This window comes from Streptococcus mitis SK597, assembly GCF_000148545.1.
GTDB classification, from domain to species: Bacteria; Bacillota; Bacilli; order Lactobacillales; family Streptococcaceae; genus Streptococcus; species Streptococcus mitis_C.
In genome coordinates this window covers 62,771-76,776 of record NZ_AEDV01000073.1, presented here as the reverse complement: position 1 = coordinate 76,776, position 14,006 = coordinate 62,771, and the positions used below count along the sequence as shown (strand labels likewise).

Annotated in this window: 12 protein-coding genes and 2 pseudogenes; 7 read left to right on the top strand and 7 right to left on the bottom strand. The window is 39.4% G+C overall.

Annotated features, from left to right (window positions below; genetic code table 11):
- Positions 1 to 29 precede the first annotated feature (29 nt).
- The 4 genes from SMSK597_RS12995 to SMSK597_RS09825 all read right to left on the bottom strand — a co-directional run bounded on the left by SMSK597_RS12995 (position 30) and on the right by SMSK597_RS09825 (position 2,475).
- Positions 30 to 443, bottom strand: coding sequence for a hypothetical protein (locus SMSK597_RS12995; RefSeq protein ID WP_000720034.1), 414 nt, complete (start codon positions 441 to 443; stop codon positions 30 to 32).
- Positions 444 to 461: 18 nt separating this feature from the next.
- Positions 462 to 875, bottom strand: a complete 414-nt coding sequence (locus SMSK597_RS09840) for a hypothetical protein (protein WP_000732784.1) — start codon at positions 873 to 875, stop codon at positions 462 to 464.
- Positions 876 to 994: 119 nt separating this feature from the next.
- Positions 995 to 1,705, bottom strand: coding sequence for a nicotinamide mononucleotide transporter (locus SMSK597_RS09835; protein ID WP_000749111.1), 711 nt, complete (start codon positions 1,703 to 1,705; stop codon positions 995 to 997).
- Between the two features lie 119 nt (positions 1,706 to 1,824).
- Positions 1,825 to 2,475, bottom strand: coding sequence for a metal-dependent transcriptional regulator (locus tag SMSK597_RS09825; protein WP_000188516.1), 651 nt, complete (start codon positions 2,473 to 2,475; stop codon positions 1,825 to 1,827).
- Positions 2,476 to 2,586: 111 nt separating this feature from the next.
- On the opposite strand from SMSK597_RS09825, the gene SMSK597_RS09820 reads away from it, so the two are divergent.
- From SMSK597_RS09820 to SMSK597_RS09810, 3 genes and pseudogenes are all read left to right on the top strand, one after another.
- Complete coding sequence (locus SMSK597_RS09820; protein ID WP_000160945.1) at positions 2,587 to 3,429, top strand: metallophosphoesterase family protein; 843 nt, start codon at positions 2,587 to 2,589, stop codon at positions 3,427 to 3,429.
- Between the two features lie 75 nt (positions 3,430 to 3,504).
- The gene (locus SMSK597_RS09815; protein WP_001166798.1) at positions 3,505 to 3,942 is read left to right on the top strand and encodes an Rrf2 family transcriptional regulator; all 438 of its coding nucleotides are present in this window, start codon (positions 3,505 to 3,507) and stop codon (positions 3,940 to 3,942) included.
- Positions 3,943 to 4,010: 68 nt separating this feature from the next.
- Positions 4,011 to 5,031: pseudogene (locus SMSK597_RS09810) on the top strand (YdcF family protein).
- Between the two features lie 88 nt (positions 5,032 to 5,119).
- On the opposite strand, the gene SMSK597_RS09805 reads toward SMSK597_RS09810, so the two are convergent.
- Positions 5,120 to 6,193: a DUF2974 domain-containing protein gene (locus SMSK597_RS09805; RefSeq protein WP_001273804.1), complete on the bottom strand. Its 1,074-nt coding sequence runs from the start codon at positions 6,191 to 6,193 to the stop codon at positions 5,120 to 5,122.
- A 155-nt stretch (positions 6,194 to 6,348) separates the two neighbouring features.
- On the opposite strand from SMSK597_RS09805, the gene SMSK597_RS09800 reads away from it, so the two are divergent.
- The 4 genes from SMSK597_RS09800 (at position 6,349) to SMSK597_RS09785 (ending at position 11,643) form a co-directional block, all read left to right on the top strand.
- Positions 6,349 to 7,026: a response regulator transcription factor gene (locus tag SMSK597_RS09800; RefSeq protein WP_000548991.1), complete on the top strand. Its 678-nt coding sequence runs from the start codon at positions 6,349 to 6,351 to the stop codon at positions 7,024 to 7,026.
- On the top strand, positions 7,019 to 7,993 hold the full coding sequence (locus SMSK597_RS09795) for a HAMP domain-containing histidine kinase (protein WP_000887977.1): 975 nt from the start codon (positions 7,019 to 7,021) through the stop codon (positions 7,991 to 7,993). Before SMSK597_RS09800 ends, SMSK597_RS09795 begins: the two co-directional genes overlap by 8 nt.
- A 798-nt stretch (positions 7,994 to 8,791) precedes the next feature.
- The gene (locus SMSK597_RS09790; RefSeq protein WP_004238328.1) at positions 8,792 to 10,303 is read left to right on the top strand and encodes an ATP-binding cassette domain-containing protein; all 1,512 of its coding nucleotides are present in this window, start codon (positions 8,792 to 8,794) and stop codon (positions 10,301 to 10,303) included.
- Between the two features lie 290 nt (positions 10,304 to 10,593).
- Positions 10,594 to 11,643 (top strand): DUF389 domain-containing protein, encoded by a 1,050-nt coding sequence (locus SMSK597_RS09785; RefSeq protein WP_000147507.1) that lies wholly within the window; start codon positions 10,594 to 10,596, stop codon positions 11,641 to 11,643.
- A gap of 153 nt (positions 11,644 to 11,796) precedes the next feature.
- On the opposite strand, the gene thrS is transcribed toward SMSK597_RS09785, so the two are convergent.
- Both thrS and SMSK597_RS14025 read right to left on the bottom strand, forming a co-directional pair.
- Complete coding sequence (thrS, locus tag SMSK597_RS09780) at positions 11,797 to 13,740, bottom strand: threonine--tRNA ligase (RefSeq protein WP_000608368.1); 1,944 nt, start codon at positions 13,738 to 13,740, stop codon at positions 11,797 to 11,799.
- Between the two features lie 40 nt (positions 13,741 to 13,780).
- A pseudogene (locus SMSK597_RS14025) lies at positions 13,781 to 13,989 on the bottom strand (hypothetical protein).
- Positions 13,990 to 14,006 lie beyond the last annotated feature (17 nt).

Sequence of the window (14,006 nt, the reverse complement as noted above, 5' to 3'; positions counted from 1 at the left end):
CCCCCGGACGGCTTGGTTTTTCTCATCTATCATAAAATACCCCAAAATGAAATCGGTTCCTGATAGGCTTTTGGGAAATCTCTTTTCAGGCTTTGGCTTATGCGATAGGAAAGTATGAGATGACCTAGGATGAAGAGAGTGCCCTGAAGGAAAAGTGGGATGCTACTTAAACATATCAAGGAGAGAATCATCAGGCTATCCCAGAGGAGGATTTGTAAGGCAAATCGCCAGAATCTCGGTCTAATCTGAGAATAGAGTTGACTAAAGTGGTCACAAAGCTGGTTAGAAAGATAGGTCAATAGCACAGGATGAAAGAAAATGAGCCAACCGCTATAAATTAAAATCCAATCCCAAGTAAGCCCCTCTTTAAATGTCAAAAATGCCAGCATGATTCCATCAATGACGAGGAGTTGAGTGGTTTTGATGAAGATGATTTTTTTCATGATAAAACCTCCTTTTCCTTAGAGACATTCCCACAAAGAGATATGTTTGTTGTAAAAGTCAGGATAGTTTTCTCTTAGGTAGTCAGCTGTCATATAATAAAAAGTAGAATGGCAAGCAGTGATGATTGGCATAAGAGATGAAAAACGATGAGAACTAACGAAGGCTAAAAGGACAAAAAATAGAAAATCAATGGAGAGAACTCCTAAATAGTAGAAGCGAATCTTTTTACTGATTTGAGGATAAATCTCAGCGAATTGATGTTTGAGTTGGACAACCAAGCGAAACAGCAGTAGTCCTTGAGCAAGGATGAAAATAAAACCAGTGAGCAAGAGGCAGTCGAAAGCTGTCTCGGATCTAGTGGTAAAAAATGCAAATAGTAGCAAATCGCTGACTACGATGGCTGCAAAATGGATTCTAAAGAGTTTTTTCATAAGATGACCTCCCTCTTTTATCTATCTTCATTCTACTCCAAAAGAATGGAAGTTACAAGTAAAATGATAAAAAATTTTAGTAAGGAGATTCTATTAGATTTCTTTATTTGAGTTTCCTCCTATTGTTCCACTTCTTCATCATTCCAGACAAATAAAGCTCCGATTGCATTGAGGATATAAAAGATGTATTTTCCAATATTGGCAAAGTTTCCTTGAATGCCAGCCTTTGTCAGCTGAACGAAATTATAAATCAACCAAAAGCCCCACTGAGTTGTTAGTTTCAATGCGTTCAAAGCATTGGCAATGAGGGACAGTGCAAAGGCAATAGTTGTTACGTAGGCAAGGAGATTCATCTTTCCTCCATAGCCGATATAGTTGGTCACAAAGGCAAAGAGGAAGGCGATGATGGAGATGATAATGGCCGCCAATTTTAGCTGTTTTTGGCTCATTTGGTTGGGTCTGCCTTCTTGCGAAGCTTCCCATTTCTTAATAGCAAAGGTATAAATGAGGAAGGTGACGGGATAGGTAATGATGGCCGCCTTATTTCCAAGGATATAATCAATAGCACCGGACAAAATGGTATTAACAATACCAAAGTAATTTCCCCATTTGCTTAATTTCCCCGTGAAACGAGTGGACAACATGGAAATCCCAACATTGGTTACGGAAATCAATCCAAAGGGAACAAGAGCTGTCCATGGGCCCCAGTCTACGAATTTGTCGAGACGGGAGTTGAGGTAACCAGATGCAATCGCAATCCCAACGACCAAAGCAACTCCGAAAAGGTCAAACCATTTAGATGTCGCAAAAATTTTTAGTGATTTTTTCATAGTTTAAACTATCTTTCTTGTTTTTTACAAACATTCTACAACTAAATGAGAGTAAAATCAAATGATAGAAATAAAACCCTGAAAATCAAACTTTCAGGGTTGGTAGGGGATTGGAGAAATTAGTCGATTTTTTCGACATAGAGTTGTTTGGCAATGTCCATACTTACTTGTAAGTCCTCGTCTTTACTAAGGATAGTGAAGGTATTGCTGAAGCCATCAAACTGCTTGACTTGGAGCGGATCACCGATGTGAAGTGAGTGCTTGTCCAGATAATGGAGAATGTCAAAACTATCGTGCACCCGGGTCAGGCGGTAGGCGCCAGCTTCCTTGATGTCAGCTAGTGGCAGATTATTGATTTCAACTAGGAGTTCTCCCTTGGCAGGAATAGTTCCTCCGTGAGGGCAGGTCTTGGGGAAACCTAGCAGTTTATCCAGTCTTTCCACGAATAGCTCAGAGACAGTATGTTCCAAGACTTCAGCTTCCTCGTGAATCTGGTCACTTGTATAGTCTAAATGATGGACTAGAAAAACTTCAATCAAGCGATGCTTACGGTAGAGCTCTGAGACCAGTTTGAGTCCAAGGTCAGTCAGTAGATAGCCACATTCCTTGTCCTTGAGGATGAGATTTTCACTTTTCATCCGTTTAATCATTTCAGTTACGGCAGGGGGAGAGACTTGCATGCGGGCCGCAATTTCCTTGTTGGTGATTTTATGCAGGTCTATGCCAATTTCATAAATACATTTTAGATAGTCTTCTTTATTCGGGGTCATTCGCTTCCTCTTGTCTAATATCTCTATCTAGTATATCAAAAAAAGCTAGATTTCTCTAGCTATGACTTTTTATGTTATACTTATTGCAAGAGAAAAAACGAGGAGATGGATATGACGAAAATAGCTCTTCTTTCAGATATTCATGGAAATACCACCGCCTTGGAGGCTGTTTTGGCAGATGCTCGGCAGCTAGGAGTGGATGAATACTGGCTTTTGGGAGACATTCTCATGCCAGGGACAGGGCGTAGAAAGATTTTGGACTTGTTGGCTCAACTACCGATTACAGCTAGAGTTTTGGGAAATTGGGAAGATAGTCTGTGGCATGGTGTCCGTAAGGAATTGGATAGCACTCGTCCCAGTCAACGCTATCTCTTACGCCAGTGCCAGTATGTTTTAGAGGAAATTTCCCTAGAAGAAATTGAACTGCTCCACAATCAACCTCTCCAGCTCCATCGTCAGTTTGGGGATTTGACGGTGGGAATTAGCCACCATCTTCCTGATAAGAACTGGGGGCGAGAGTTGATTCATACTGGAGCGCAAGAGGATTTTGACCGCTTGGTGACCAATCCACCTTGTGATATTGCTGTTTATGGTCATATTCACCAGCAGTTGCTTCGTTACGGGACTGGTGGGCAATTGATTGTCAATCCGGGTTCGATTGGGCAACCTTTCTTTTTGGATGCCCAGTTGCGGAAGGACTTGCGAGCCCAGTATATGATTTTGGAGTTTGATGACAAGGGCTTGGTAGATATGGACTTTCGACGGGTAGACTACGATGTGGTAGCTGAATTGCAGCTAGCTAAAGACCTCAAACTACCCTATTTTGAGGTTTACTATGAAAGTCTGGTCAATGGGATCCACCATACTCATCATCAGGAATTTCTGAGAGAATTGGCCCAGAAAGAGGGCTATGATAGGGAATTAGATGCTTGGTTGAAAAGTGGTAACGATTGACATTACAACTAAAAAGGGTATAATAAAAGAAAAAGAAGAGTAGAGGCAGGGGAGCCTCGTAAAAAGGAGAAGAGGATGCAAATTCCAAGTAGATTTACCATTGCGACTCATATGCTGATAATCATTGCCCTCAAGGGGAAGGAAAGCAAGGTGACCAGTGATTTTCTGGCTGCTAGTGTCGGGGTCAACCCTGTCATTATCAGAAAAACCTTGTCCCAGTTGAAGAAGGCAGAGCTGATTTCAGTAGCACGTGGAACGGGCGGAACAGAGATTGTCAAGGACCTTAAGGATATTAGTCTATTAGATGTTTATCAAGCAGTTGAGTGTCTTGGTAAGACAGGTCAACTCTTTAGTTTTCATGACAATCCAAATCCAAATTGCCCAGTCGGAGCTCATATTCATGAGGTTTTGGATCAAAAATTGGAGAGGATCCAGCAAGCTATGGAGGCTGAACTTGGTCAGACCAGTCTAGAACAAGTCGTGGCCGATGCAGAGAGTCAGATGAAGGATTGAGAGGGATAGATGCCCTCTTTTTCTCTATGTAAAATTGTGATAAAATAGAATCATTAAAGGAGGAAGAAATGTATCTCGTTATAGGAATTGTATTAGCATTTATAGTGTCATTTTGGAAGGATAATAGAAGTTTGTGGAATCCAGTATTATTCTTATTATCCCTCATTTCCAGTTATTTTTATCTAGGCTACCTTTTTTATTCAAAATGGATATGAGAAGATTCATTTCGCTTTTTTTATATTTCCCTTTATTTTACTTCCTTTTTTGCTTTTTCTAAGTGGCATCTTTCTAATCTATAATGGGGTCATTTTGTTGAAGCGAGAGGGACGTTCAAAGGCTAATTATTTCTCCATGCTCCTTGGAATAGTCATTTTGCTATTTTTTGCTTTGATGTCATTTCGATTGGGAGGACGACATGAATTATTTTACACCAATCACTTTCTAAATATTTTATTTGCATTTATTGCTTATTCTTACTTTATTTTTGGTTTTGCTTTTGTGGCTTTTATTCTGTACTCTATCTTGTATCTCTTTATTCCTAAGAAGAAGCATTATGATTTTATTATCATTCATGGTGCAGGTTTGTTAGACGGAGAAAAGGTAACACCTTTGCTGAAGAGGAGAATTGATAAGGCAGTAGAAGCTTACTACAAGTCTAAAAATTCTAACATAAAAATTATTGCCAGCGGTGGAAAAGGAGCAGATGAGAAGATTTCTGAAGCGCAGGCCATTACAAACTATCTTCTTGAAGAGACAGATGTTCCCCAAGATGCGATTATTCTGGAAGATCAATCAAGGACTACCTACGAGAACCTTCTCTTTTCTAAGGAACTTGGTGAGGAACTGGTAGCCAAACCTCAATTCCTCTTTGTTACAAATGACTATCATGTTTTTCGTACCAGTACCTATGCGCGTAAGTTAAATATGAAGGGAGATGGCCTCGGATGTAGGACGGCAGGCTACTACATACCATCTGCTTTTATTCGGGAGTACGTAGCGCTCTGTGTCAAGATGAAATGGCTTTTCCTTGCCTTGTATGTCCTGCTGTTAGTTATCATTTTGTTAGCCTATAAAGGGGTTATTTGGTAGTTAGATTTTATTAAAAAAGACTTAGAATGCACATGAAAGTCTGTGTTCTAGGTCTTTTGTTTTATATACATTTGATTTTTGAAAGCTACTATCTATTTTTCCAGGCTTGGTAACGGGTATCAATCAATAACTGGGTGAGGCGTCCCATGGTTTCCCTTTCTTCTGGAGTGAGGGATTGAACTTGGACAAAGAGATGATGAATGTGTTCAATCGCCTTGAAGGAAGACAGGTCATTGATGGAGCTAATCCCAGCATCTAGAATGGTGCCAAAGAAGAGGTCGAAATAGAGCTGGAGTTCCTCATCAGGGACTGTGGCCACCCATTCTTTGAAGGTTATGTCAATTTGTTGGCTATCACTGTTGGTTTTATCCAGTTGGACGAAGTGCTTGTCCTCAATCTGCCAACTAAAGGTATCGTGCTGGGCGATACCACCCAAGGCAGTACTGTGCACGATGATTTGGTGGTTAGGAATTTCCAACATCATACCGATGATGGAACCTTGTGGAATGAAGACCTTGGTTTTATCCATTATCCTTTGATAGCCCTCGGTTTGTGTCAGTTTTTTATGGAGACCAGGCGCATCAAAGGTATAAACTGCTGTAATCTGATTTTGCAAGCTTTGCTCAATTTGACTAGCAGCATAGATGGCTAAATTTCCTCCCTTGGAATGCCCAGCCAGAATGACCTTTTGCTTAGGATGGTGGGCAAAAAAGTTCTTTAAATAGCGAAGGGCGTGCTTTTGAGCAGGAATTTCCTTCATATAGGTCAGGTGGAAATCTTCCTTCCAACCAATGATACTATCATCTGTCCCACGAAAGACAATCAGATAGGTATCGAGAGTGAGGCGGTAGGTCATAGCCGCAAATTGTTTTTGCAGTTCAGGGTCGATGTCGTTGATAAAATGGGAGAGTTTGCAATTTTTGAAGCGTTTGTGTCGAGTTAATTCATCCAATAATTGGAGCCGATTTTTACTGGTCAACATGTTCGATTCTCTTGGAACCTGAGGTGCCAGGTCTAAAAGTCGCTGAGAAACTGTAGAGACCAGATTATCAAAGGAGAGATAGGTGATTTCTGTTAAGGCTAGAATATCTAATTCATTCAAAGGAAGGTCGTAAAAGGAATCGTGTGCGACATCTTTCAGATAATCAAAAATATTGGCCATAAGAACTCCTTTCTGTTTATTTATCTTATCAGATTTCCCTCAAATTAGCTAGTAGGATTGCCTCACTATGTTGGCTAAAAACAAGCTATGTCAAATTCAGTTTCAGACCTTCGAGCATGGAAAAATCTGTTATAATAATAGAAAAGGAGGAGCGCATGCACAAGATTTTACTAGTAGAAGATGATCAAGTTATTCGTCAACAGGTCGGAAAAATGCTCTCTGAATGGGGATTTGAAGTGGTCTTGGTAGAAGACTTTATGGAAGTTTTGAGTTTATTTGTTCAGTCGGAGCCTCATCTGGTCCTCATGGATATTGGCCTGCCCTTGTTTAATGGTTATCACTGGTGTCAGGAAATTCGCAAGATTTCCAAGGTGCCTATCATGTTTCTGTCTTCCAGAGACCAGGCTATGGATATCGTTATGGCAATCAATATGGGGGCGGATGACTTTGTGACCAAGCCTTTTGACCAGCAGGTTCTTCTCGCCAAGGTTCAGGGCTTGTTGCGCCGTTCCTATGAGTTTGGGCGTGATGAGAGTTTACTGGAATATGCTGGTGTTATCCTCAATACCAAATCCATGGATTTACATTATCAAGGACAAGTCTTGAATTTGACCAAGAACGAATTCCAGATTTTACGCGTTTTGTTTGAGCATGCGGGGAATATCGTAGCGCGTGACGACCTCATGCGGGAACTTTGGAACAGTGACTTTTTCATTGATGATAATACTCTCTCTGTCAATGTGGCTCGTTTGCGTAAAAAATTGGAAGAGCAGGGCTTGGTAGGATTTATCGAGACTAAGAAAGGGATAGGGTACGGATTAAAGCATGCTTGATTGGAAACAATTTTTTCTAGATTATTTGCGCTCCCGTAGTCGTCTGTTTGTCTATCTGCTTGCTTTGGCATTTCTGGTTTTGCTCTTTCAGTTTTTATTTGCCAGTTTGGGAATTTACTTTCTCTACTTTTTCCTCTTGTGTTGCTTTGTAACCATCTTATTTTTCACTTGGGACATATTGGTGGAAATGCAGGTCTATCGCCAGGAAATTCTCTATGGGGAGAGGGAAGCCAAATCTCCTTTGGAAAGAGCCTTGGCTGAAAAATTAGAAGCGCGGGAGATGGAACTCTATCAGCAGAGGTCAGATTCAGAAAGAAAACTGACGGATTTGCTGGATTACTATACCTTGTGGGTCCATCAGATTAAGACCCCCATTGCAGCCAGTCAGCTCTTAGTTGCAGAAGTGGTCGACCGCCAACTGAAGCAGCAATTAGAACAGGAAATTTTCAAGATTGACTCCTATACCAATCTAGTCATACAGTACCTGCGTTTAGAAAGTTTTCATGATGATTTGGTCTTAAAGCAGGTTCAAATTGAGGACTTGGTTAGGGAAATAATTCGTAAATACGCTCTTTTCTTTATTCAAAAAGGACTAAATGTCAATCTACATGACCTTGATAAAGAAATCGTGACGGATAAGAAGTGGTTGCTAGTAGTTATTGAGCAAATCATCTCAAACAGTCTCAAGTACACCAAGGAAGGTGGTCTGGAGATTTATATGGAGGGGCAAGAGCTTTGTATCAAGGATACGGGAATCGGGATAAAAAACAGTGATGTCCTCCGAGTCTTTGAACGTGGATTTTCAGGCTACAATGGACGCCTAACCCAGCAGTCATCTGGACTTGGCCTCTACCTATCTAAGAAAATTTCTGAAGAACTGGGGCACCAGATTCGTATCGAGTCTGAGGTTGGAAAAGGAACGACAGTGCGGATTCAGTTTGCTCAAGTGAACCTAGTCCTTGAGTGAGAAGAGACAATGAGTTTTTACCCAATCTCTTTTTGCTATATTTCAGGATATTTGAAGACTGTTTTTTACAAAACCAATAATAGAATTTTTAATACGGAATATAGTATAAATACTGGTTCAAAGTGAAGTTTTGTATGCTTTATACTTTTGTTGAGTATAAAATCTATAAACTAAGGGTGAATTACAAAAATTAATTTGAGATGAAGTGAATTGTAGACTTGGGAAATGTCTCCTATTCGATTTCAGAATGAATCGTTGATACAGGATTAAAAGAACTGCAGCTTTCTTTTTATTTTGAATGAGATAGGTGTATATAGATTTGTGTAACTGGTGTAGAACTGTTTCCAAGAATTTATTGAATGTATCGAATACACACATTCTATTGATTTTGAACCAGTTTTTAATTTCTAAATGTTATAATAGTTTTATCAAGTAAAAGGAGACTGCCATGATTGGAGACAATATAAAATTCTTACGAAAATCACATAATCTGATATAACCAGAATTTTCACGGATTGTGGGTGTGTCACGAAATAGCCTAAATCGTTAGAAAAACTGAAAAAGCTTACTTTCAATAGAAGTATTGGAAATATTCATTTTACATCTATCAAAGAAATATGGGGTAGACCTATATTTTACAAAATAGCAAATTATATTTTGAATGATAGTAAAAACTGCAGTACTTGTGTGATTTACAATTATTGCACTCAATGTCCGAGTATCGCACTATCTGAAATAGGGAATAGTAGAGATTGTTCTGCGATATGTAAAAAAACGCATTAGCAAGGAGTATCGTATATGCTACCATATCTTAAAACGATTAGATGGTATCTCTTCTTTAATTTTCTTTTTGGTGTAGTATCGAATATCTGCACAGCTTTGTTACCGTATTTCACGCAGGCATTAATCAAAGGGGATTATCAAGTAGCTCTATATGGTTACTCTATGTCAGTGGCAGGCTATTTGAGTTGTAACTATATCCAAATGATACTTGATTGGAAGCAGGGGATTATCTTTTCGACTACTTTGAAAAATGAGTGGTTTCGTTCACTTCTGGGACTCAGTCACCACGATTTCAAGCAGAAAACAGTAGCAGAGTATATTTCCTATCAATCTAATGACCTAGATTCGTTGGAAAAGGATTACCTTCCTCCATTGATGAGTTTTATCAAACAAATTTTACGTATCATCATTTACGCTTTCATTATTAGCAGAACAATTAATCCTATTGTATCACTGATTTTAATCTTTTCCACTGGAATTAGTATTCAAATTCCTAAAATCGTTGGGAAGTTGACCGCTAATCGTAGACAGGTTTACTTGAAAAAACAAGGAGATTACTATCGAACTTTGGAGGATTTGCTCATGGGACATCATTTGGTAAATAAACTAACTATGTCGCATTTTTTGAATCAACAAAAGAGTTCTCTAAAGAATTTGCAGGATAAGTATTTTAAGTATGGTTTGACAAAAATTACAGGTATCTTATTGACAGGTGTTTCTTTTGAATTCATTAGTCTTATTCTGTTTATTTATCTAGCCTACTCTCTATCTCACCAGCAACTTGGTATTCCTGAGGTGGTGGCGAGTTTCGGATATATTAATGCTTTTTCTGAGCCAATACAGGAAATCCTTTATGATTTACAAATGTTAGAGTCTGTAAAGCCTGTAATCAAGACTTTTCAAAATATTGTTGGGAGACCTATCTCAGTTCAAGCACCTCAGCATTCTTTTGATACGATTACTTTGAAAAACATTTCCAAACAACTGGGAGAATCAAAATTGATAATTACTTCTGCTACGATTCAAAAAGGGGCTAAAATTGCGCTTATAGGTAATAATGGATCTGGGAAAAGTAGTCTGCTCAACATTTTAAACGGCACAGATGAAGATTTCGACGGACAGATTTTGCTAGATGGGCTTGTTTTGGATCATCTTTGGGGAAGATTTGGTATGATTCTGCAACATGAACATACATTTATTTCGAGTTATGAAAATAATGTAACGCTATTCAATAGTTTCAATACAAACCTCAGAGAAGAAGAATTTGAAAAAATTCCACCACAATCCCTGTCAGGTGGTCAGCAACAACGAATGTATTTAAATCGTGAGAAAAATCGTAAAAATCCATTGCTTATCCTAGACGAACCTTTCTCTGCCTTGGATACTAATCAGTTTAAAATGGAATTGGAAAGAGTTCTGGAACTACCAAGTGCCGTCATTGTTACTTTACATCGCCAAAACGAATTATTAAGTAAGTTTGACCAAGTTTGGGAAATAAAGAATGGAGAACTTGTAATTTTGAAATAGCTAAATTATAAAGAATAAAACGCATAGTATCAAGGTTCAGGAGATACCGTTTTTCCTTCTTCGGATAAGGAAACAAAAATTTCTTGCTTCATCTATCTATTCAATTGATAGATTTCGTCAGAGAAAGACTGTAAAATTTTTGATATAATGTTAAGGATGGACTGACGGATATTTAAAAGATAATGTTCAAAAGAATAACAGGTGAGAAGAAAAATATGTAAGATTGGACAAAAGTCTCTCTACTATCATCCATGCAGAAACAAAATTATATGAAATAAAAGGAGTAACCAATGACTGGAAACTATTCAACACGTGAATACCGTGAGAAATTATATGATGATCTTCATGTTCGATTAAGAGATACAGTGATTTTGATGTGTGCGATTTTTATTGCCTCTATCGGCCTAAATATGAATTCAACAGCTGTCATTATTGGAGCCATGCTGATTTCCCCTCTTATGACACCGATTGTTGGACTCGGATTTGGTTTAGCTATTTTTGATACGCGTTTAATCAAGCAATCTCTAGAGGTTTTATTTACCCAAGTATTGGTCAGCTTGCTTGTCTCGGCTCTGTATTTCTGGATTTCTCCCTTATCTTATGAAAGTAGCGAATTGATTGCACGCACCTCTCCAACCATTTGGGATGTTCTCATTGCTATTGCTGGTGGGATAGCAGGCGTAATTGGTTCAAGGAAAAAAGAAGCAAACAATATCGTGCCAGGAGTGGCCATTGCAACAGCTCTGATGCCACCTATCTGTACTGCAGGTTACGGTTTAGCTAATGGAAATGTACGATTTTTATTTGGGGCTCTCTATCTTTTCTTGATCAACTGTGTTTTTATCATGCTAACCAACATTGTTGGAACAAGAATTTTGATGAGAAAATCTCCCTTAAGTTCATTTAAAGAGCTAAATATTAAAATGAGAATTGGCTTGATATCCTTGATTGTATTATTGATTCTTCCGGCTAGTTATTCAGCAGTCACTCTGACGATAGATCAAGCGCGAAAAGAAGGAATCAAACAGTTTGTAGGAAAAGAGTTCGCCAATCATACGGTTATTAATCAAGTCTACAAATCAAGGAATAATGAATTGGTCTTGACGGTTGTTGGAGATCCGATTTCAGAAGAAGAATTAGAAACGCTCCACCAAAAACAAGCCTCTTACGGTATTCAATCTGTTCAATTGAAAGTCAATCAAGTTCATAATTCGACCAAATTAGACAGTGATACGACCAAGGAATTTTATGAAACCATTAACAAGTATATCGATCAAAAACTCTCTGAAAAGGATTCACAAAAAGATATCGTAAAAGAAAATGAAGCAGATAAGGATTAAGGATATTAACCTTATCTAACTCATGAAAGCAAATCTTGTGTGGTAGTTTGACCAATCACTACTAGCTTAGATTAAATAAAATATAAAAAGCAACAGCTGAAATAGTTGTTGCTTTTTCTGGCTCTGAAAAATGTTTCTCAGACTGTGATTGTCTTATTTCTCAACGCGTGATTTGTTGGCGATATCAGCTAGGATAGCTTGAACAAAGTCATCTACTAAGACAGTTTGTGTTTCTTTTTGGCCATAGCGACGAACGTTAACAGTTCCGTCTTCCATTTCCTTGTCTCCAACAATCAATTGGTAAGGAATCTTGCTGGTTTGTGAAGCACGGATCTTGAACTGCATTTTTTCATTGCGCTCATCTACGTCTGCACGGACACCGCGGTCACGGAGTTTCTTCGCCACTTCCCAAGCGTAATCCACGTGTTTTTCGTTAGATACTGGGATGAGGGTTACTTGGTGTGGTGCAAGCCATGTTGGGAAGGCACCCTTGTAGTTCTCAATCAAGATAGCTGTGAAGCGTTCCATAGTTGAGATAACTCCACGGTGGATCATAACTGGACGGTGCTCTTCGCCATCAGCTCCGATGTATTTAAGGTCGAAGCGTTCTGGAAGCAAGAAGTCAAGTTGGATAGTAGAAAGAGTTTCTTCTTTTCCAAGGGCTGTCTTAACTTGAATATCCAATTTTGGTCCATAGAAGGCTGCTTCACCTTCGGCTTCAAAGTAGTCCACACCCATTTCATCAAGGGCTGCACGAAGCATAGTTTGTGCATTTTCCCACATTTCATCGTTATCAAAGTACTTGTGAGTATCTTGAGGGTCACGAAGAGAGAGACGGAAGCGGTACTCATTCAAGTTGAAGTCTCCATAAACATCGATAATCAACTGAAGAGCACGTTGGAATTCTTCTTGGATTTGTTCTGGAGTGACAAAGAGGTGACCGTCGTTAAGAGACATTTCACGTACACGTTGAAGACCAGTGAGGGCACCAGATTTTTCGTAGCGGTGCATCATACCGATTTCAGCGATACGGATTGGCAACTCACGGTAAGAGTGAACATGGTGTTTGAAGACTTGGATGTGGTGCGGACAGTTCATTGGACGAAGGACAAATTCTTCCCCGTCACCCATGTCCATAGTTGGGAACATGTCTTCTTGGTAATGATCCCAGTGACCAGAAGTCTTGTAAAGTTCAACAGAAGCAAGTGGTGGAGTGTAGACGTGTTGGTAGCCTGAAGCTAGCTCTTTGTCTACGATGTAGCGTTCCAACTCACGACGAATAGTCGCACCATTTGGCAACCAGAATGGAAGTCCTTGACCAACCTCTTGAGAAATCATGAAGAGGTCAAGCTCTTTACCAAGTTTACGGTGGTCACGTTCCTTAGCTTCTTCACGCATTTGAAGGTAGTTTTTCAAGTCTTTCTTGTCAAACCAAGCTGTACCATAGATACGTTGCATCATAGCGTTGTCGCTATTTCCACGCCAGTAAGCACCTGCTACATGGAGAAGGTGGAAGATTTGGATACGGCCTGTTGATGGGACGTGAGGACCACGGCAGAGGTCTACATATTCACCTTGACGATAGATAGTCAAACCACCTTCGTCTTCTGAGTGTTCTTCAATCAATTCTAATTTGTAAGGGTCATTTTTGAAGATTTCACGTGCCTCGTCTTTAGTAACTTCTTCACGAATTGATGGGAAGTTTTCTTTGACAATTTTTTGCATTTCTTCTTCAATACGAGGAAGGTCTTCGTTAGAGATTTGACCAGCAGTGTTGTCAGTATCATAGTAGAAACCATCTTCGATGGCTGGACCAACTCCCAAGTGAATGTCTGGGAAAAGACGACGAGCTGCTTGGGCGAACAAGTGAGCAGCTGAGTGACGTAAGATTGGAAGGGCATCTTCGTGATCAGGTGTCACAATTTCGATGCTTCCATCTTCAGTGATAGTACGAGTAGTGTCGATGAGTTTGCCGTTGAATTTACCAGCCAAGGCTTTTTTAGCTAGGGAATTGCTGATAGATTGGGCAATTTCAAAAGTTGTAACGCCAGATTCGAATTCACGAACAGCGCCATCTGGGAAAGTAATGTTAATCATGATGTTCTCCTTACTTATATTATTGACGAATGTGTTAACCCTATTCTGAAAACAGGGACAGAGGATTGAGAAAGTTAGAAAAACAAAAAGCGACATCCTCGAAAGGACGTCGCAACGTGGTTCCACCTTCATTTATGTACCTCAAAAGAGAGGGACACCTCTGATTGGCTCTAACGTGGCCACCGTTTTATGTTTTCATAAAAAACTCAAGAGTAGTATCAGTTTAGGCTCTCTATGCGTTTCCAGCAACCACGCACTCTCTAGTA